The sequence below is a fragment of the Thiohalobacter sp. genome (assembly GCF_027000115.1).
In the GTDB taxonomy this organism is placed as follows: domain Bacteria; phylum Pseudomonadota; class Gammaproteobacteria; order Thiohalobacterales; family Thiohalobacteraceae; genus JALTON01.
Genome location: NZ_JALTON010000015.1, coordinates 39656 through 58753 on the forward strand (window position 1 = coordinate 39656; position 19098 = coordinate 58753).

Consider the following 19098-nt stretch of genomic DNA (forward strand, 5'->3'; position numbering starts at 1 on the left):
TCATCCCTCTACCCCGACCAGTGCGAACAGGGAGTCCGCCGCGGGCGAGTGAACCGCGCGGCGAGGGGTCGGGAAGATTCGAACCCCCGACGTATCGAAATGGCGGGTTCGACGGCCTGCGGAGCAGGCCGAACGCCGGCCGGAAGATTTGGCCCCGGTAGCTCAGTTGGATAGAGCAACGGCCTTCTAAGCCGTGGGTCAGGGGTTCGAATCCTCTCCGGGGCGCCAACGGACAGGGACGGAGCCGCAAGGCCGAGGGCTCCGCAGAACGAACCGGTGAGGGGGATTCGAACCCCTGACGTTTCGAAATGGCGGTTCGACGCCGCGCCGGGCGCGGCGAACGCCGGAGCGCAGCGGAGGCGGCCCCGAAGGGGCGAGGGCGCAGCCCGAGTCATCCTCTCCGGGGCGCCAACGGACAGGGACGGAGCCGCAAGCGGCGGCATTTGGCCGGCAGGATGTCCGGCAACAGTGGTTTCCATGGTGGACGTAGCTCAGTCGGTAGAGCTCAGGATTGTGGCTCCTGCGGTCGTGGGTTCGATTCCCATCGTCCACCCCATATTTGCAGCGGTTGCCGCGGATGCGCGGCGACGGTTGATCCGGTGCGTTTTCCGTGGTGGAATACGCGCCCTCCGATTGCGGGCCGTTAGCTCAATTGGTAGAGCAGCTGACTCTTAATCAGTAGGTTCGGGGTTCGAGTCCCTGACGGCCCACCACCTTCCCTCGCCGCCGGCCCTCCCGGGGCACGGCTTTTCTCCTTGAAATTCCCCATGAATTCGGCGCCAGCGGGCTACGTTTGCCGGAGCCGAAGCGCTATAATCCCGCCTTCGGCGAGGCCGAAACGGCGAAAGTGGCGGAATTGGTAGACGCGCTGGATTTAGGTTCCAGTCCCGCAAGGGGTGAGAGTTCGAGTCTCTCCTTTCGCACCAGACGAGGTTTTGACAATCGGGGTTGCGGCGACCGCAGGACGCCCAGCCGGAAATTCATTCAGTCAACACAACAGACCCCCGCAGCTCGCCGGGCGGTCGTAGAAACGAGGTGAACCATGCAAGTCTCGGTCGAGTCCACCGGTGCCCTGGAACGCCGGATGAAGGTCCAGTTGCCCGCAGACCAGGTAGATCAGGAAATCGACAGCCGGTTGAAGTCGATCGCCCGCAGTGCCCGCATCGACGGTTTCCGCCCCGGCAAGGTGCCGATGCGCGTCGTGCAGCAGCGGTTCGGGCGTCAGGTGGAGGCCGAGGTCGCGGAGGAACTCATCAGCCGCAGCTTTCAGGAGGCGCTGGCGCGCGAGAACCTGAAGCCGGCCGGCGGCCCGCGTTTCGAGCCGGGCCGGGTCGAGCCCGGCAAGGGCCTGGAGTACACCGCGACCTTCGAGGTGATGCCGGAGATCGAACCCGCGCCGCTGGAGGACGAGGAACTGGAGGTGCCGCAGGCCGAGATCACGGATGCCGATGTCGACCGCATGATCGACAAGCTGCGTGAGCAGCGCGCGACCTGGACGGAGGTGGACCGCGAGGCGTGTGAAGGCGACCAAGTCAACATCGACTTCAGGGGCACCATCGACGGCGAGCCCTTCGAGGGTGGCGAGGGCAGTGGACTGGACCTGGTGCTGGGTGCCGGGCGCATGATTCCCGGTTTCGAGGAAGGTCTGGTCGGTGCCCGTGCCGGCGAAACCCGGACCCTGGACGTAACCTTCCCCGAGGATTACCAGTCCGAGGCCGTGGCCGGCAAGGCGGCGCAGTTCGAGGTCAAGGTGAACAGCGTGTCCGAGCAGAAGCTGCCGGAGCTGGACGACGAGTTCGCACGGTCGCTGGGGGTCGCCGAGGGTGGCGTGGAGGCGCTGCGCGCCGAGGTGCGCAGGAACATGGAGCGCGAGCTGGAAGCAGCACGCAAGGCCGTGATCAAGGACCGTGCCTTCGATCTGCTGCTGTCGCGCAACCCGATTGAAGTTCCCTCCGCGCTGGTCGATGAAGAAATCGAACGCCTGTTCAACGAGACCTACCAGCAGCTCGGCGGCAGCACCCAGGGACTCGACCTGCCCAGGGAGCTGTTCGAGGACAAGGCCCGGCGCCGGGTGACTCTGGGCCTGATCATCGGCGAGATCGTCCAGCGCAATGGCATTCAGGTGGATGCGGAGCGGGTGCGCGAGACGGTGGAATCCATCGCTGCCAGCTACGAGAATCCCGAGGAAGTGGTCAAGTGGTACTACGAGAATCCGGAGGCGCTGACCGGGGCCCAGACCCTGGTGCTCGAGGACCAGGTCGTGGACTGGATTGTGGGTCAGATAAAAACCACAGAGAAAACAGTTAGTTTTGACGAGCTGGTGGAAATGCGCCAAGCTGCCAAGAGCTAAAGGACAACGAGGTGACTACCGATATGAATCGTAACCAGGGCGCGATGGACACCCAGGCACTGAATCTGGTGCCGATGGTGATCGAGCAGACGGCGCGTGGCGAACGGGCCTATGACATCTACTCCCGGCTGCTCAAGGAACGCGTGGTGTTCGTGGTGGGCCCGGTCGAGGACTACATGGCCAATGTGGTGGTTGCCCAGCTCCTGTTCCTGGAATCGGAAAACCCGGACAAGGACATCCACCTGTACATCAACTCGCCGGGTGGCTCGGTGTCCGCGGGACTGGCGATCTATGACACCATGCAGTTCGTCAAGCCGGACGTGACCACCATGTGCATCGGCCAGGCCGCCAGCATGGGTGCCGTACTGCTGGCCGGCGGCGCCAAGGGCAAGCGCTACTGCCTGCCGCATTCGCGGGTGATGATCCATCAGCCGCTGGGCGGCTTCCAGGGTCAGGCAACGGACATCGACATCCACGCCAAGGAGATCCTGCTGGTTCGCGAGCGCCTGAACAAAATCCTGGCCAGGCACACCGGACAGCCGCTGGAGCAGATCGAGAAGGATACGGACCGCGACAATTTCATGAGCGCCGAGCAGGCACAGGCCTACGGCCTGATCGACACGGTGCTGAGCCAGCGCGAAGGCAAGGAGGAGGCCTGACCCCGTCGGGGGGCCAAAAACCGCGGCAGGGCGCCGGGATTGCTTGAGTCGGGCACCAATCCGTAGTTGAATGGTCAGAGAGAAACGGGCGCGGAACCAGAGACCGATCTTTATACCACCAGGCAGGAAGGCCTCCCGGGGTCGCACGAGGAAGGGTTCTATGAGCAACGATCGAAACGGCAAGGGTGACGACGGCAAGCTGCTGTACTGCTCCTTCTGCGGCAAGAGCCAGCACGAGGTCCGCAAGCTGATCGCCGGCCCCTCCGTGTTCATCTGCGACGAATGTGTCGAGCTGTGCAACGACATCATTCGCGAGGAGATGCAGGAGAAGGCTGCCGCCTCCGGCAACAAGCTGCCCAAGCCGAAGGAGATCAACGAGGTTCTCAACGAGTACGTCATCGGCCAGGACCGCGCCAAGAAGGTGCTGTCGGTGGCCGTCTACAACCACTACAAGCGCCTCGAGGCCCGCAACCGCAAGGACGAGGTCGAGCTGTCGAAGAGCAACATCCTGCTGATCGGCCCCACCGGCTCCGGCAAGACCCTGCTCGCCGAGACCCTGGCACGCCTGCTCAATGTGCCCTTCACCATCGCCGATGCGACCACGCTGACCGAGGCCGGCTATGTGGGCGAGGATGTCGAGAACATCATCCAGAAGCTGCTGCAGAAGTGCGACTACGACGTGGACAAGGCCCAGACCGGCATCGTCTACATCGACGAGATCGACAAGATCTCGCGCAAGTCGGACAACCCCTCCATCACCCGCGATGTGTCGGGCGAGGGCGTGCAGCAGGCGCTGCTGAAGCTGATCGAGGGCACGGTGGCCTCGGTGCCGCCGCAGGGTGGTCGCAAGCATCCGCAGCAGGAATTCCTGCAGGTCGATACCTCCAACATCCTGTTCATCTGCGGCGGCGCCTTCGCCGGCCTGGACAAGATCATCCGCAGCCGTTCGGAGAAGGGCGGCATCGGCTTTTCGGCCGAGGTCAAGAGCAAGGACGAGTCCCGCAGCGTGGGTCAGGTCCTCTACGACGTGGAGCCCGAGGACCTGATCCGCTACGGGCTGATCCCCGAGTTCGTCGGCCGCCTGCCGGTGGTGGCGACCCTGGAGGAGCTGGACGAGGACGCCCTGGTGCGCATCCTCACCGAGCCCAAGAACGCCATCACCAAGCAGTATGCCAAGCTGTTCGACATGGAAGGCGTGGAGCTGGAATTCCGCGAGGACGCATTGCGTGCGGTGGCGCGCAAGGCCATGGAGCGCAAGACCGGCGCCCGCGGTCTGCGCACCATCATGGAGCATGTGCTGCTCGATACCATGTACGACCTGCCGTCCATGGAGAATGTCTCCAAGGTGGTGGTCGACGAGAGCGTGATTTCCGGAGAATCAAAGCCTTACGTCGTCTACGACGCGGCCGAGCAGCGCGCGGCCTCGGACTGATCCCCGGGAGGCGCCCGGCGTGCGGCCGGGCGCCGACGCCCCGCCCTGGCCAGGCATCCCTGGCGCGGAACTTGCCTTTCTTTTCCCTGCACCACCATTGAAACAAATCTCTGACGCCCGCATATAGCCCGGGTGGCGCCGCAAGGCGTGACAGGAAGCAGCAGGTTCGCGCCTGTCCACACCCCCGAGACACGAGGACTCCGCCATGGAGCGAGACGATCAGACGACCGAGATGACCGAGAGAGAATCCAACAGCATTCCCATATTGCCGCTGCGCGACGTGGTGGTGTATCCCCACATGGTGATCCCGCTTTTTGTCGGCCGCGAGAAATCCATTCGTGCCCTGGACCTGGCCATGGCCGGCGACAAGCGCATCCTGCTGGTCGCCCAGAAGAGCGCCGAGGTCGATGACCCGCGGGTCGAGGACATCCATGAAATCGGTACCCTGTCCACCATCCTGCAGTTGCTGAAGCTGCCCGACGGCACCGTGAAGGTGCTGGTCGAGGGTGCCGAGCGCGCCCGTGTGAAGGGCTTCACCGAGACCGAGGACCACTTCGAGGCCGAGATCGAGCCGCTGGACCAGTCCGCCACCGAGGACCGCGAGGTCGAGGTGCTGATGCGTTCGCTGATGGCGCTGTTCGACCAGTACGTCAAACTGAACAAGAAGGTCCCGCCCGAGATCCTGTCGTCGCTGTCCGGTATCGAGGATGCCAGCCGGCTGGCCGACACCATTGCCGCCCACATGTCGCTCAAGCTCGAGGAGAAGCAGAAGATCCTGGAGATCGACACCGTGCGCGGTCGGCTGGAACACCTGATGGGCCTGATCGAGGGCGAGATCGACATTCTGCAGATCGAGAAGCGCATCCGCGGCCGCGTCAAGCAGCAGATGGAGAAGAGCCAGCGCGAGTACTACCTGAATGAGCAGATGAAGGCCATTCAGAAGGAGCTCGGCGAACTCGAGGACGCGCCCAACGAGATCGAGGAACTGCAGCAGAAGATCGAGAAGGCCGGCATGAGCAAGGAGGCCCGTGAGAAGGCCATGTCCGAGCTCAACAAGCTGAAGATGATGTCGCCCATGTCGGCCGAGGCCACCGTGGTGCGCAACTACATCGACTGGCTGGTCAGCGTGCCCTGGAAGAAGAAGACCAAGATCCGCCACGACCTGGCCCGTGCCCAGCAGGTGCTGGACGAGGACCACTACGGGCTGGAGAAGGTCAAGGAACGCATCCTCGAGTACCTGGCCGTGCAGCAGCGCGTGCGCAAGCTGAAGGGGCCGATCCTGTGCCTGGTCGGGCCGCCGGGCGTCGGCAAGACCTCGCTGGGGCGCTCCATCGCCCGGGCGACCAACCGCAAGTTCGTGCGCATGTCGCTGGGCGGGGTGCGCGACGAGGCCGAGATCCGTGGCCATCGCCGCACCTACATTGGCTCGCTGCCGGGCAAGATCATCCAGAACCTGTCCAAGGTCGGGGTGCGCAACCCGCTGTTCCTGCTGGACGAGATCGACAAGATGTCGATGGACTTCCGCGGCGACCCCTCCTCGGCACTGCTTGAGGTGCTGGATCCGGAGCAGAACAGCACCTTCGCGGACCATTATCTCGAGGTCGACTTCGACCTGTCGGACGTGATGTTCGTGGCCACCGCCAACTCGCTGAACATTCCCGGTCCGCTGCTGGACCGCATGGAGGTCATCCGCATCCCCGGCTATACCGAGGACGAGAAGATCAACATCGCCAAGCGCTATCTGCTGCCCAAGCAGATCAAGGCCAATGGCCTCAAGGATGAGGAACTGCGGGTGAGCGAGGCGACCCTGCGCGACATCGTGCGCTACTACACCCGCGAGGCGGGCGTGCGCAACCTGGAGCGCGAGATCGCCAAGATTTGCCGCAAGGTGGTCAAGGAGCTGCTGCTCAAGGGCCGCGAGGGCGCGCGGGTGACGGTCACCCCGAAGAACCTGGACAAGTACCTGGGCGTGCGGCGCTTCCGCTATGGCCGTGCCGAGGAGAACGATCAGGTCGGTCAGGTCACCGGCCTGGCCTGGACCGAGGTGGGCGGCGAGCTGCTGACCATCGAGGCCGCGGTGGTGCCGGGCAAGGGCCGCTGGACCCACACCGGCCAGCTCGGCGACGTGATGAAGGAATCCATCCAGGCGGCCACCACCGTGGTGCGCTCGCGGGCCGAGATGCTGGATATCGATCCGGACTTCTACCAGAAGTACGACATCCATATCCACGTGCCCGAGGGTGCCACGCCCAAGGACGGTCCCAGCGCGGGTATCGGCATGTGCACGGCACTGGTGTCGGCACTGACCAACATCCCGGTGCGGGCCGATGTCGCCATGACCGGCGAGATCACCCTGCGTGGCGAGGTGTTGCCGATCGGTGGACTGAAGGAAAAGCTGCTGGCCGCGCATCGTGGCGGTATCAGCACGGTGCTGATTCCGGAGGAGAATACCAAGGACCTTGCGGAGATTCCGAAGAACGTCAAGGAAAGCCTTGATATCCGACCGGTGAAATGGATCGATGAGGTCCTGGCCGTGGCGCTGGAGCACATGCCGACGCCGCGAACCGGTTCCGGTGACGCCGACAAGGATGCCGGTGCGGCCAAGAAGAAGTCCTCGAAGTCCAAGGGCAAGGGTGCAGCAGTTCGAGCGCACTGACAGCACCCGACGGCAAGCGAAAAGAAACGCGTCACTTTCGGGTGGCGCGTTTTTTCGTTGTTGACACCCCATGGGGGCGCCGGTATAAAGGTCCGCCTGTCCGCACGGCCCCGGCCCTGCGCGGCGGCGACTCTGATCTCCTCGTCCGATTCGGGCGCAGACTCTTTCAAGCAGGAAACCTTTGACCAGGGGGACACCGGATACATGAACAAAGCTGAGCTGATTGAAGCCGTGGCCGAGAAGGCCGACCTGAGCAAGGCCGACGCGACGCGCGCAGTGGATGCGCTGCTGGGTGCCGTGACCGAGGCGCTCAAGAATGGAGATCAGGTGTCGCTGGTGGGCTTCGGGACCTTCGAGGTGCGCGAGCGTGCCGCCCGCAACGGGCGCAATCCCAAGACCGGCGAAACCATCCGCATCGCCGCTTCCAGGGCGCCCGCCTTCAAGGCTGGCAAAGCGCTGAAGGATGCCGTAAACTAGCGCGCCTTCCCAGGGGTGCTTAGCTCAGCTGGGAGAGCATCGCCCTTACAAGGCGAGGGTCGGGGGTTCGATCCCCTCAGCACCCACCAGAACTGCGGACCGGTAGTTCAGCTGGTTAGAATGCCGGCCTGTCACGCCGGAGGTCGCGGGTTCGAGTCCCGTCCGGTCCGCCATATATCGCCAAAGGGCGCCCTTGAGGGCGCCCTTTTCCTTTAGTACAGTCCGTTCACCGTCCGTCAGAACAACAAGGCAGGCTCACCCTTCATGCTGCAAGCCATTCGTGACCGTGTCACCGGCATCCTCGCCTGGGCCATCGTGGGCCTGATCGCCATCACCTTTGCCCTCTGGGGCGTGGACAGCTACCTCAAGCGGGAGGCCAGGGTCTACGCCGCCCGGGTCAATGATGTCGAGATTCCGGTGCAGACCTATCGCCTGGTCTTTCAGCAGCAGGTCAACCGCATGCGCGAGGCCCTGGGTTCACGGTTCCGCCGCGAAGCGGTGGACAATGACGCTTTCCGCCAGGCCGTGCTCGACCGGCTGGTGGAGGAGGAACTGGTCGTTCAGGCCGCGACCGCGGCCGGGCTGCGGATTTCCGATGGTCTGCTCGCCGCGCGCATCCATGCCATCGAGGCCTTCCAGGACGAGGAAGGCCAGTTTTCCCCCGAAAAATACAAGCAGATGCTGGCCCGTCAGGGCCTGACACCGGCACGTTTCGAGGCGGACATGCGGCGCTCGCTGCTGATCTCGCAGTACATGAACGGCATCACCAGCTCGGCGTTCGTCAGTGGCTTCGACGTCGATCAGGCCCTGCGTTTGCAGGCCCAGACCCGGAAGGTGCGTTATCTGCGTCTGCCTGCGGCCGCGGAAATGCTGCGCCAGAAGGTGACGCCGGAGGCGGTGAGTGCCTACTACGAGGCGCATCGTGACGAATACATGGAACCCGAGCAGGTTCGTATCCGTTATCTCGAGCTGAAGCTGGATGATCTCGCCGAGCAGGTGGCTGTCGACGAGGCGGAGATCCGCCAGGCCTATGAGGCCGAAGTGGCCAAGGCAAAGGGCGAGGAACAGCGGCGCGCGCGACACATACTGATCAAGGTCGATCCGGATGCGGACGAGGCCACCGTTGTGGCGGCGCGGGAGCGTGCGCAGGCGCTGGTCGAGCAGCTGCGGCAGGGCGCCGACTTTGCCGAACTGGCCAAGGCCGAATCCGGTGATCCGGGCTCGGCCGCGCAGGGCGGTGACCTGGGCTGGTTCGGCCGTGGCGTGACGGTGCCCGAGTTCGAGCAAGCCGCCTTTGCGCTGGAGAAGAACGCCATCAGCGACCCGGTGCGCACGCCGTTCGGTTTTCACATCATCCAGGTGACCGACGTCCGCCGTAGCGGCACGCCCAGCTTCGACGCGGAGCGCGAGCGCTTGCGCAAGGAGATCGCGCGCGGCAAGGCCGAGGGTCGTTTTTACGAGCTGATGGAACTGCTGTCCGAGACCAGCTTCGAGACCCCGGATACCCTGGAGGCAGCCGCCGCGGCGACCGGCCTGGAGATCCGCGAGAGCGACTGGTTCAGCCGCCAGGGCGGAGAGGGGATTGCTGCCTCGCCGAAGGTGGTCGAGGCTGCGTTCAGCGAGGACGTCCTGGAGGCCGGCAACAACAGCACCGCGATCGAGATCGAGCCGGGTCACGTGGTGGTGCTGCGCGTGGCCGAGCGCAAGGCCGCGCGGCCCATCCCCGAGGCAGCGGTACGGACGCTGATCGAGACCCGCCTCAAGCAGGAGCAGGCCCGGGACGCGGTCGGAGCCACCGGCGAGAAGCTGCTGGCACGGGCGCAACAGGGCGAGACACTGGACGAGCTGGCCAGGGTGACCGGCCACGAACTCGAAGACGTCGGTCGCGTTCATCGCGGCAGCCAGTCCCTGGATCCGGCCATCCTGCTCAACGCCTTCCGGGCTCCGCGGGACCCGGAGGGCAAGCCGGTCGTCACCGGTGTGCAACTGGCCAATGGTGACTATGTGTTGATCGAGGTGTCCGAAATCGAGGACGGCGACCCCGACCAGGTGAAGAAGGCCGAGCGCGAGGGCTTCGCACGCTCGCTGGCCCAGATGCGCGGCAACGAGGAGGCGCAGGCCCTGGTCGCCCTGCTGCGCAGGAACGCCGAGATCGAGACCAACCTGGACGCCGTCCGCTGAGACCGGGCGCGCGTCCGGCGCCCGCCCGGAACATCGGGCCACCGGGGGCAGCATGCGTATCCAGCTTCACTGGCAGATCCTGATCGCCCTCATCCTGGCGGTACTCGCGGGCCTCGCGGTTGATCCCGAAACCGAAGTGCTGGGTGTGTCGGTGGTCGCCGTTTTCGACTTCCTCGGCACCCTGTTTCTCAATGCCCTGAAGATGCTGATCGTGCCGCTGATCGTGTCTTCGATCATCACCGGCATCGCCGGCATCGGCCAGAGCGAGGCACTGGGCCGGCTGGGCGTGCGGACCCTCGGCTACTATCTGGTCACCAGCCTGTTCGCCATTCTTACCGGCCTGCTGCTGGTCAACTGGATCCAGCCCGGTATCGCCGACGGCGTGCCTGTTCAGGAAGTCATGGGGCTGGAAACGGACGGGGATGCAGTAGCGGAAAGGGTGGCTGGCCGGGGTGCGGGTGACATCGCCGAGATCTTCCTGCGCATGGTGCCGCCCAACATCGTTGCCGCCGCGGCCGACGGCCAGATGCTGGGACTGATCTTCTTCAGCCTGCTGTTCGGTTTCTTCATGACCCGCATCGGCGAGCCCTATGCCGAGAACCTGTTCGGTTTCTGGCAGGGCACCTTCGAGGTCATGATGCGTATCACCGACTGGGTCATGCGCTTTGCGCCGCTGGGTGTGTTCGCGCTGGTGGCGCGGGTGGTGGCGAACACAGGCATCGAGGCCTTCGGTCCGCTGGGCGCCTTCGTGGCGACCACGCTGGCGGCGCTGGCGGTGCACTTTCTGGTCACCCTGCCACTGCTGCTGCTTGTGGTCGCGAGGGTCAATCCGCTGGCGCACTATCGGGCCATGGCCGCGGCGCTGCTCACGGCCTTTTCGACCGCATCCAGTTCGGCGACCCTGCCCATTACCATGGAGTGCGTCGAGAAGAATGCCGGGGTTTCCAACCGCACCACCAGCTTCGTGCTGCCGCTGGGCGCCACCGTCAACATGGACGGCACGGCACTCTATGAGTGCGTGGCGGCCATGTTCATCGCCCAGGCCTACGGCGTCGAGCTGGGCTTCGCCGAGCAGTTCACCGTGGTGCTGGTGGCCCTGCTGACCTCCATCGGCGTGGCCGGCATCCCCGCCGCCAGCCTGGTCGCCATCACCATTATCCTCGCCGCCATTGGCCTGCCGCTGGAGGCCGTGGGTCTGATCCTGGCCGTGGATCGCATCCTCGACATGTGCCGGACCAGCGTCAACGTCTTCAGCGATTCCTGCGGCGCCGTGGTCATCGGCCGCCTGGAAGGCGAAAAGGGGATACTCAAGGAACAAGAAAGCCACTGAATCCACGGAAAGTCTCGAGGCGTCACGAAGCCCGCGCTTCGCGCGGCGCCTTCGTGCAACGAGCGGGCCGAGTTTTTCGTGGATCCCGTGGATTCAGTGGCTATCTCAATTCTTGTCGTCGAGGGCGGGCGCGCCGCCGGTGATGTTGTAACCGGCATCGACGTAGGTGATTTCGCCGGTGATGCCGGCGGCGAGGTCGGAGCAGAGGAAGGCCGCGGCATTGCCGACGTCGTCGATGCTGACATTGCGCCGCAGTGGGGAATGCTCCGCAGCATAGTCCAGCAGCTTGCGGAAGTTGGCGATGCCGGAGGCGGCGAGGGTGCGGATGGGGCCGGCGGAGATGGCATTGACGCGCGTGCCTTCCGGCCCGAGGCTGTAGGCCAGGTAGCGGACATTGGCCTCCAGACTGGCCTTGGCGACCCCCATGACGTTGTAGTTGGGCAGGGCGCGCACCGCACCCAGGTAGCTCAGGGTCAGCAGTGCGCCGTTGCGCCCCTGCATCATGGCGCGTCCGGCCTTGGCCAGGGCCGCGAAGCTGTAGGAACTGATGTCGTGGGCAATGGCGAAATTCTCGCGGTTCACGCCATCGATGTAGCTGCCTTCCAGCGCCTCGCGCGGGGCATAGGCCACCGAGTGCACGATGATGTCCAGCCCGTCCCAGTGCTGGCCCAGGCCCTGGAACACGGCCTCGATCTGCTCGTCGCTGGCGACGTCGCAGGGCAGCACGATGTCCGAGCCGAGTTCGCCGGCCATCTTCTCCACGCGCGGCCTGAGCTTTTCGTTCTGGTAGGTGAAGGCCAGCTCGGCGCCTTCGCGCTGCATGGCGCGGGCGATGCCCCAGGCGATGGAGCGGTTACTGGCCAGTCCGACGATCAGTGCGCGCTTGCCGGCGAGAAATCCCATGTCGAAATCCTTGTATCGAGCTGTTCACGGAAACCGGGAGGCCGGGCCTCTCCGGAAAGGCGTAAGGTACCGGAAACGGGCGGGCAGTTGAAGCAGGGCGGCGGGGGAAAATTGCGTATAATCCGCGCATGACGACGCGACGCTGGAGGGGGCGGGACGCAGCAGCATGGCTCTGGGCACTCGGTGTGCTGGCGGTGCTGGTCGGCTGTTCTTCCGAGCAGCCCTGGAACAGTCCCTATCCGGCCTCCGAGCGTACCGCCAACATCCTCTATGCCTCGTTCAGCGAGCGCCCCAAGCATCTGGATCCCGCGCGTTCCTACAGTTCCAACGAGTGGACCTTCATCGAACAGGTCTACGAGCCGCCGCTGCAGTATCACTACCTCAAACGCCCCTATACGCTGGTCACCCGGACCGCCGCGGCGATGCCGACGGTGACCTATCTCGATGCAGAAGGCCGGGTGCTTCCGGCCGATGCGCCGCCCGAGTCCATTGCCGAGAGCGTCTATGACATCCGCATCCGGCCGGGGATCCGCTTCCAGCCGCATCCGGCACTGGCGCGGGACGGCGCCGGCAGGCTGGTCTACGGAGAACTCGACGAGGCGGCACTGGCCGGCGTGCGCGACCTCGCCGACTTCGACCGGCTCGGCAGCCGTGAGCTGGTGGCCGAAGACTTCGTCTATGCCATCAAGCGGCTGGCCCATCCGGGTCTGCATTCTCCCATTCTGGGACTGATGAGCGAGTACATCATCGGCCTGGGCGATCTGGCGCGGGCGCTGGCGCCGGTCTATCGCACGCTCAGGCAGCGTACCGGACAGGAGGCACCTTTCCTGGACCTGCGGCAGTACCCGCTCGCCGGTGCCGAGGTGGTCGATCGCTACCGCTACCGCATCCGCATCCGCGGCAAGTATCCGCAGCTCCGCTACTGGCTGGCCATGCCCTTCTTTGCCCCCGTGCCCTGGGAAGCCGATCACTTCTATGGCCGCCCGGGCATGGCCGAGCGCAACATCAGCCTGGACTGGTATCCGGTCGGCACCGGGCCCTACATGCTGACGGTCAACAATCCCAACCGGATGATGGTGCTGGAACGCAATCCGAACTTTCGCGGCGAATCCTATCCCTCGGAAGGCGGGCCAGGGGATGCCGGGGCGGGCCTGCTGGCCGACGCGGGGCAGCCGATTCCCTTCATCGACCGGGTGGTGTTCAGCCTGGAAAAGGAAGACATCCCCTACTGGAACAAGTTTCTGCAGGGCTATTACGACAGCTCGGGCATCAGCTCGGACAGCTTCGACCAGGCCGTGTCCATCGGTGCCGCCGGCGAGGTCAGCCTGACGCCGCAGATGCAGGCCCGGGGCATGCAGCTCCATACCGCGGTCGCACCCTCGATCTTCTACACCGGGTTCAACATGCTCGATCCCGTGGTGGGTGGCTACAGCGAGCGTGCCCGCAAGCTGCGCCAGGCCATTGCCATTGCGGTGGACTATGAGGAATACATCGCCATCTTCATGAACGGCCGGGGTCTGCCGGCGCAGGGTCCGCTCCCGCCGGGCATCTTCGGCTATCGTGATGGCCCGCAGGGCATCAATCCCCGTGTCTACCGCTGGGTGGATGGCAGGCCGGTGCGCCGTTCCCTGGACGAGGCGAAGCAGTTGCTTGCAGAGGCCGGCTATCCGGACGGGCGCGATGCCGAAACCGGCAAGCCGCTGACGCTGTATCTGGATACCACCGGCAGTGGCCCGGACGACAAGGCGCGCCTGGACTGGTGGCGCAAGCAGTTCTCTCGCCTGAATATCCAGCTGGTCATCCGCAATACCGACTACAACCGTTTTCAGGACAAGATGCGCAAGGGCACGGCGCAGATCTTCCAGTGGGGCTGGAATGCCGACTATCCGGACCCCGAGAACTTCCTGTTTCTGCTCTACGGGCCCAACAGCAAGGTGGAGAACAACGGCGAGAATGCGGCCAATTACCGCAATCCCGAATTCGACCGCCTGTTCGAACAGGTCAAGAACATGGACAACGGACCGGAGCGACAGGCGCTGATCGACCGCATGCTGGCACGGGTCCGCGACGATGGCCCCTGGTTGTGGGGCGTCTACCCCATGCAGTTCAGTCTCAACCACGGCTGGGTGAAAAACGTCAAGCCCAATCTGATGGCGCGCAACACCCTCAAGTACCGGCGCATCGACGCCGAGCGGCGTGCCGAGCTGCGCGCGGCATGGAACCGGCCCGTGGTCTGGCCGCTGCTGGTCTTCCTGGGGTTGCTGGTGCTGGCGCTGCTGCCGGCGATCCGGGGCTACCGGCGACATGAGCGCATGTCCGCGCTGGAGGGCAAGGGCTGATGGGCGCCTACCTGGTCCGTCGTGTGCTCTATGCCCTGCCGATCCTGATCGGCGTCAACCTGCTTACCTTCGTTCTTTTCTTCGTGGTCAACAGCCCGGACGACATGGCGCGCATGCATCTGGGCGTGAAGCGGGTGACCCCGGAGGCCATCGAGCTGTGGAAGCAGGAGCGCGGCTATGACCGGCCGCTGCTGTACAACAGCGCCGCGAGCGGCATGGAGAAGATCACCGACACCATCTTCTTCGACAAGTCGGTGCGCCTGTTCGCCTTCCAGTTTGGGCGCTCCGACAGCGGCCGCGACATCGGCCATGACATCAGCCAGCGCATGTGGCCCAGTCTCGCCATTGCCATTCCGGTCTTCATCATCGGGTTGGCGGTCAACGTGACCTTCGCCATGTTGCTGGCCTTCTTCCGGGGCACCTATCTCGACCTGGGCGGAGTGGTGCTGCTGGTGGTGCTGATGTCCATATCGGGGCTGTTCTACATCATCGGCGGCCAGTATCTCATGGGCAAGGTGCTCAAGCTGGTGCCCATTTCGGGCTACGCGCCCGGGCTGCTGGCCTGGAAGTTCGTGCTGCTGCCGGTACTGATCGGCATCGTATCCGGGATCGGCTCGGGTACGCGCTGGTACCGCACCCTGTTTCTGGAGGAGATCGGCAAGGACTATGTGCGCACAGCCCGCGCCAAAGGCCTGGGCGAGCTTCGGGTGCTGTTCCGCCATGTGCTGCAGAACGCCATGATCCCGATTCTGACAGGCGCAGTAGTGGTATTGCCGCTGCTGTTCATGGGCAGCCTGATCCTGGAGTCCTTCTTCGGCATTCCGGGGCTGGGCAGCTATACCATCGACGCCATCAACATGCAGGACTTCGCCATCGTCCGCGCCATGGTCTTTCTGGGCTCGGTGCTCTACATCCTTGGCCTGGTGCTGACCGACCTGTCCTATACCCTGGTCGATCCGCGGGTGAGGCTGTCATGATCAAGCCGGTGATCCTCTGGACCGACGCCCTCATCTTCGTGCTGATCGCAGTGGTCAGCCTGTTTGTCGTCCACGCCCACCGCCAGGCCCATCTGCGCGAGCCCTGGCAGCGGGTGCTGAAGAGCCGGCTGGGCATGGCCTCGCTGGTGATCGTTCTGGCCTATGTTGCGGTCGGCATGCTCGATTCCATTCACTTCCGCAAGGCGCTGCCGGACAACGGCAACGGCGGCAGCACGCATTATTCGGGCGAGGTGCTGAGCCTGCTCGATCTGTGGATGGGGCCGGTGCGCACCCAGGTGGAGAAGAGCTATTCCGCGCCCTTCGCCACCCATCTGTTCATCAAGCTGTCGGTGACCGATGCCGAGGGCCGCACCGTGCGCGCCTATCCGCGCCTGGCCTACGGCGGTGCCCATCTCGACGATCCTGCCGAGCGTGCCGCGGATCTGCGTGAGCGGGGCTTGCGCGCGGTGGGGCAATGGCTTGTGGCCATGGGTGCCCTGACGCTGCTGCTGGCGCTGCTGCTGGCACGGCGCCGCAGGGAGCCGATTGGGCGGGTGCTGCAGCGCATTCTGCGCGGGCAGGACCCGTGGCCCTGGCGCAGTTTCCTCGCCGCGTTCGGCGCGGTGTTGGCAGTACTGTTCTTCGCCATTCATTTTGCCGCTGCCTATCATGTGCTGGGCACCGACAAGGTGGGGCAGGATGTCTTCTACCAGGCCGTGAAGAGCATCCGTACCGGGCTGGTCATCGGCACCCTCACCACACTGGTCATGCTGCCCTTCGCCATCCTGCTGGGCATCATGGCCGGGTATTTCCGCGGCTGGGTGGACGATGTCATCCAGTACCTCTATACCACCCTGAATTCGATTCCGGGCGTGCTGCTGATCGCGGCGGCCATTCTCATGCTCCAGGTCTACATGGCCAACCATCCCGAGCTGTTCGAGACCATGGCCGAGCGCGCCGACATCCGGCTGCTGTTCCTGTGCGTCATCCTCGGCATCACCAGCTGGACCGGTCTGTGCCGCATGCTCAGGGGCGAAACCTTCAAGCTGCGCGAGGTGGATTTCATCGAGGCAGCGACGGCCTTCGGCGTGCGCCATCGCACCATTATTCTCCGGCACATCCTGCCCAACGTGATGCACATCGTGCTGATTGCGGTAGTGCTGGACTTCAGCGGACTGGTGCTGGCCGAGGCCGTGTTGTCCTATGTGGGCGTGGGCGTGGACCCTTCCATGATCAGCTGGGGCAACATGATCAACCGTGCGCGGCTGGAGATGGCGCGGGAGCCCATGGTGTGGTGGTCGCTGCTGGCTGCCTTCCTGTTCATGTTCACCCTGGTGCTGGCGGCGAATCTCTTGTCCGACGCGGTTCGCGATGCCTTCGACCCCAGGCTGAGGCGGACGCGATGATACGGCAACCGGATTGGGGAGAGGACTCATGACGGCACCCCTGCTCGAGGTGCGCGGACTGACGGTGGCGCTGGGCGAGGGCGAACATGCCATTCGGCCGGTGGATAATCTGGATTTCGACATCGCGCCCGGCGAGACCTTTGCCTTGCTCGGGGAATCGGGCTGCGGCAAGTCGATGACGGCGCTGTCGATCATGCGTCTGCTGCCACAGCCCGGCGGACGCATCCTGTCGGGCTCGGTGCGCCTCGGTGGACAGGAACTGCTCGAGCTGCCGGAGGCCGAGATGCGCGGGGTGCGCGGCGGACGCATCGGCATGATCTTCCAGGAGCCCATGACCTCGCTGAATCCCGTGCTCACGGTGGGACGCCAGATCGGCGAAAGCCTCGCCCGGCACAAGGGGCTGACAGGGCCGGCCCAGCGCGCGCGGATCCGCGAGCTGCTTGATGCCGTCGGCATCCCGGACACGGCACGTCGCATCGACGAATACCCGCACCAGCTCTCCGGCGGCATGAAACAGCGGGTGATGATCGCCATGGCGCTGGCGGGCGAGCCCGACCTGCTCATCGCCGACGAGCCCACCACCGCCCTGGACGTCACCATCCAGGCCCAGGTGCTGGACCTGCTGACCCGGCTGCAGCGCGATACCGGCATGGCCATGCTGCTGATCACCCATGACCTGGGCGTGGTTGCGGACAGGGTCGACCGGGTGGGCGTGATGTATGCCGGCCAGATCGTGGAGCTGGCCCGGCGGGACGCCTTTTTCGCCGAGCCCCGGCATCCCTACAGTCGCAAGCTGTTCGAGGCCCTGCCTGCCATGGACAAGCGCGACCAGCCGCTGGCGCAGATTCCGGGGACCGTGCCACCGCTCGACCGGCCGTTTTCCGGTTGCCGGTTTGCCGATCGCTGCGAACGGGCCTGGGACCTCTGTCGCGAGCAACGGCCGCCCTGGGTCGACGGCGAGGGGCTGGAGGGCGTGCGCTGCCATCTCTACGTCCCTGGCGTCAGGGTGCCGGAGGCGCAGGCAGGACAGACGACCGGGGAGGGCAGTGTGGCGAGCGCGGCCGCGCCTGCAGCGCCCCCCGCGGGTGACAGGTCCTTGCTCGAGGTCAGCGGGCTCACTGTCCACTTCCCGGTGCGCAAGGGCCTGCTGCGGCGGCAGGTGGGCGCCGTACGCGCGGTCGATGGTGTCGACTTCGCTATTGCCCCCGGCCAGACGCTGGCACTGGTGGGCGAGTCCGGCTGCGGCAAGACGACCGCGGGCAAGGCCATCCTGCAGTTGATCCGCCCCACGGCGGGCAGCGTGCGCTTTGATGGCATCGAGCTCACCGAACTGCGCGGCGAGGCGCTGCGCCGCCGGCGGCGGGAGTTCCAGATCATCTTCCAGGATCCCTATTCCTCCATGAATCCGCGCATGCAGGTGGGCGACATCATCGAGGAAGGGATGATTGCGCAGGGTATCGGCGGCGATCGCGCAGCACGGCGCGCGCGGGTGAGCGCGCTTCTGGAACAGGTGGGGCTGCGGCCCGAGCACGCCACGCGCTATCCGCACGAATTCTCCGGCGGCCAGCGCCAGCGCATCTGCATCGCCCGCGCGCTGGCGGTGGGGCCACGGCTGATCGTCTGCGACGAACCCACCAGTGCGCTGGATGTCTCCGTGCAGGCGCAGGTCCTGAATCTGCTCAAGGGGCTGCAGCGCACCCTGGACCTGGCCTACCTGTTCATCACCCACAATCTTTCCGTGGTTGCCTACCTGGCCGACCGGGTGGCGGTGATGTATCTGGGGCGCATCGTCGAGGAGGGGCCGGTCGCCGCGGTGCTGGACGATCCGCGTCATCCCTATACGCAGGCGCTGGTGTCGGCGGTGCCGACGCTGGATCGCGAGCGGGGTCGCGAGATTATTCGCCTGGAAGGGGATCTGCCGTCGCCGGTGTCGCCGCCCTCAGGCTGTCATTTTCACCCCCGCTGCCCGCAGGCCATGGATGTCTGCCGATCCGGTTATCCCGGGCGCACCGAGCTCGGGGGCGGGCGCTGGGTCAAGTGTCATCTCTATCCACGCGACGACCAGCAGCCATGAGCTGGTTACGGGATACCGGGCGGGCCCCTGCCGTGCCTTTGCCTGGCGCCGGATGCCAGCCCGAAAATTGCACGAGGCCGATGAAAACCGAAGGCAGGCCCATGTGCATGAAGACTGTTTCTTGTATATTGGCGGGCAGCGGTTTGCTACTGCACGGCTCTGCCGGCGTCTGCACGTCTGGCGCGCCCGATCGCACCGCTTTTATTCCGGGCATCCTGCCCTCCACCCCTACGGGGCCAAGGGCGCGAGGCGCCCTTGGTCAAAATCGCCCCCGGCGATTTTGTCACTCGAACCGTAGCGAAGGCTACGCTTCT

Annotated in this window: 12 protein-coding genes and 6 tRNA genes; 17 read left to right on the forward strand and 1 reads right to left on the reverse strand. The window is 65.1% G+C overall.

Annotation, left to right across the window (positions count from 1 at the left end; translation table 11 throughout):
* Positions 1 to 151 precede the first annotated feature (151 nt).
* The 13 genes from MVF76_RS01935 (at position 152) to MVF76_RS01995 (ending at position 11085) form a co-directional block, all read left to right on the forward strand.
* Positions 152 to 228, forward strand: a tRNA-Arg gene (locus MVF76_RS01935).
* Positions 229 to 480: 252 nt separating this feature from the next.
* A tRNA-His gene (locus MVF76_RS01940) sits at positions 481 to 556 on the forward strand.
* 81 nt (positions 557 to 637) lie between these two features.
* Positions 638 to 713 (forward strand) — tRNA-Lys (locus tag MVF76_RS01945).
* A gap of 128 nt (positions 714 to 841) precedes the next feature.
* Positions 842 to 926: transfer RNA gene (locus MVF76_RS01950), tRNA-Leu, on the forward strand.
* 116 nt (positions 927 to 1042) lie between these two features.
* Entirely contained in the window at positions 1043 to 2350 is a 1308-nt protein-coding gene (gene tig / locus MVF76_RS01955) for a trigger factor (RefSeq protein WP_297527103.1), read from the forward strand.
* 44 nt (positions 2351 to 2394) lie between these two features.
* The gene (gene clpP / locus MVF76_RS01960) at positions 2395 to 3009 is read left to right on the forward strand and encodes an ATP-dependent Clp endopeptidase proteolytic subunit ClpP (RefSeq protein WP_297527125.1); all 615 of its coding nucleotides are present in this window, start codon (positions 2395 to 2397) and stop codon (positions 3007 to 3009) included.
* Positions 3010 to 3169: 160 nt separating this feature from the next.
* On the forward strand, positions 3170 to 4441 hold the full coding sequence (gene clpX, locus MVF76_RS01965) for an ATP-dependent Clp protease ATP-binding subunit ClpX (RefSeq protein WP_297527104.1): 1272 nt from the start codon (positions 3170 to 3172) through the stop codon (positions 4439 to 4441).
* A gap of 205 nt (positions 4442 to 4646) precedes the next feature.
* On the forward strand, positions 4647 to 7097 hold the full coding sequence (lon, locus tag MVF76_RS01970; protein ID WP_297527105.1) for an endopeptidase La: 2451 nt from the start codon (positions 4647 to 4649) through the stop codon (positions 7095 to 7097).
* Between the two features lie 204 nt (positions 7098 to 7301).
* A complete protein-coding gene (locus MVF76_RS01975; RefSeq protein ID WP_297527106.1) occupies positions 7302 to 7574 on the forward strand; it encodes an HU family DNA-binding protein in 273 nt (90 codons plus the stop codon).
* Between the two features lie 13 nt (positions 7575 to 7587).
* A tRNA-Val gene (locus MVF76_RS01980) sits at positions 7588 to 7663 on the forward strand.
* Positions 7664 to 7670: 7 nt separating this feature from the next.
* A tRNA-Asp gene (locus tag MVF76_RS01985) sits at positions 7671 to 7747 on the forward strand.
* A gap of 91 nt (positions 7748 to 7838) precedes the next feature.
* Positions 7839 to 9755 (forward strand): SurA N-terminal domain-containing protein, encoded by a 1917-nt coding sequence (locus MVF76_RS01990; RefSeq protein ID WP_297527107.1) that lies wholly within the window; start codon positions 7839 to 7841, stop codon positions 9753 to 9755.
* A 52-nt stretch (positions 9756 to 9807) separates the two neighbouring features.
* A complete protein-coding gene (locus MVF76_RS01995) occupies positions 9808 to 11085 on the forward strand; it encodes a dicarboxylate/amino acid:cation symporter (protein WP_297527108.1) in 1278 nt (425 codons plus the stop codon).
* Positions 11086 to 11190: 105 nt separating this feature from the next.
* On the opposite strand, the gene MVF76_RS02000 is transcribed toward MVF76_RS01995, so the two are convergent.
* Positions 11191 to 11988, reverse strand: coding sequence for an enoyl-ACP reductase FabI (locus tag MVF76_RS02000; RefSeq protein WP_297527109.1), 798 nt, complete (start codon positions 11986 to 11988; stop codon positions 11191 to 11193).
* Positions 11989 to 12116: 128 nt separating this feature from the next.
* On the opposite strand from MVF76_RS02000, the gene MVF76_RS02005 reads away from it, so the two are divergent.
* From MVF76_RS02005 to MVF76_RS02020, 4 genes are read left to right on the forward strand one after another with little or no spacing between them, the layout of a single operon-like run.
* Positions 12117 to 14327, forward strand: coding sequence for an ABC transporter substrate-binding protein (locus tag MVF76_RS02005; protein ID WP_297527110.1), 2211 nt, complete (start codon positions 12117 to 12119; stop codon positions 14325 to 14327).
* Complete coding sequence (locus MVF76_RS02010; RefSeq protein ID WP_297527111.1) at positions 14327 to 15304, forward strand: ABC transporter permease; 978 nt, start codon at positions 14327 to 14329, stop codon at positions 15302 to 15304. Before MVF76_RS02005 ends, MVF76_RS02010 begins: the two co-directional genes overlap by 1 nt.
* The gene (locus tag MVF76_RS02015) at positions 15301 to 16710 is read left to right on the forward strand and encodes an ABC transporter permease (RefSeq protein WP_297527112.1); all 1410 of its coding nucleotides are present in this window, start codon (positions 15301 to 15303) and stop codon (positions 16708 to 16710) included. The genes MVF76_RS02010 and MVF76_RS02015 overlap by 4 nt, the downstream gene beginning before the upstream one ends.
* A 28-nt stretch (positions 16711 to 16738) precedes the next feature.
* Entirely contained in the window at positions 16739 to 18784 is a 2046-nt protein-coding gene (locus MVF76_RS02020) for an ABC transporter ATP-binding protein (RefSeq protein ID WP_297527113.1), read from the forward strand.
* The last annotated feature ends 314 nt before the right edge of the window (positions 18785 to 19098 follow it).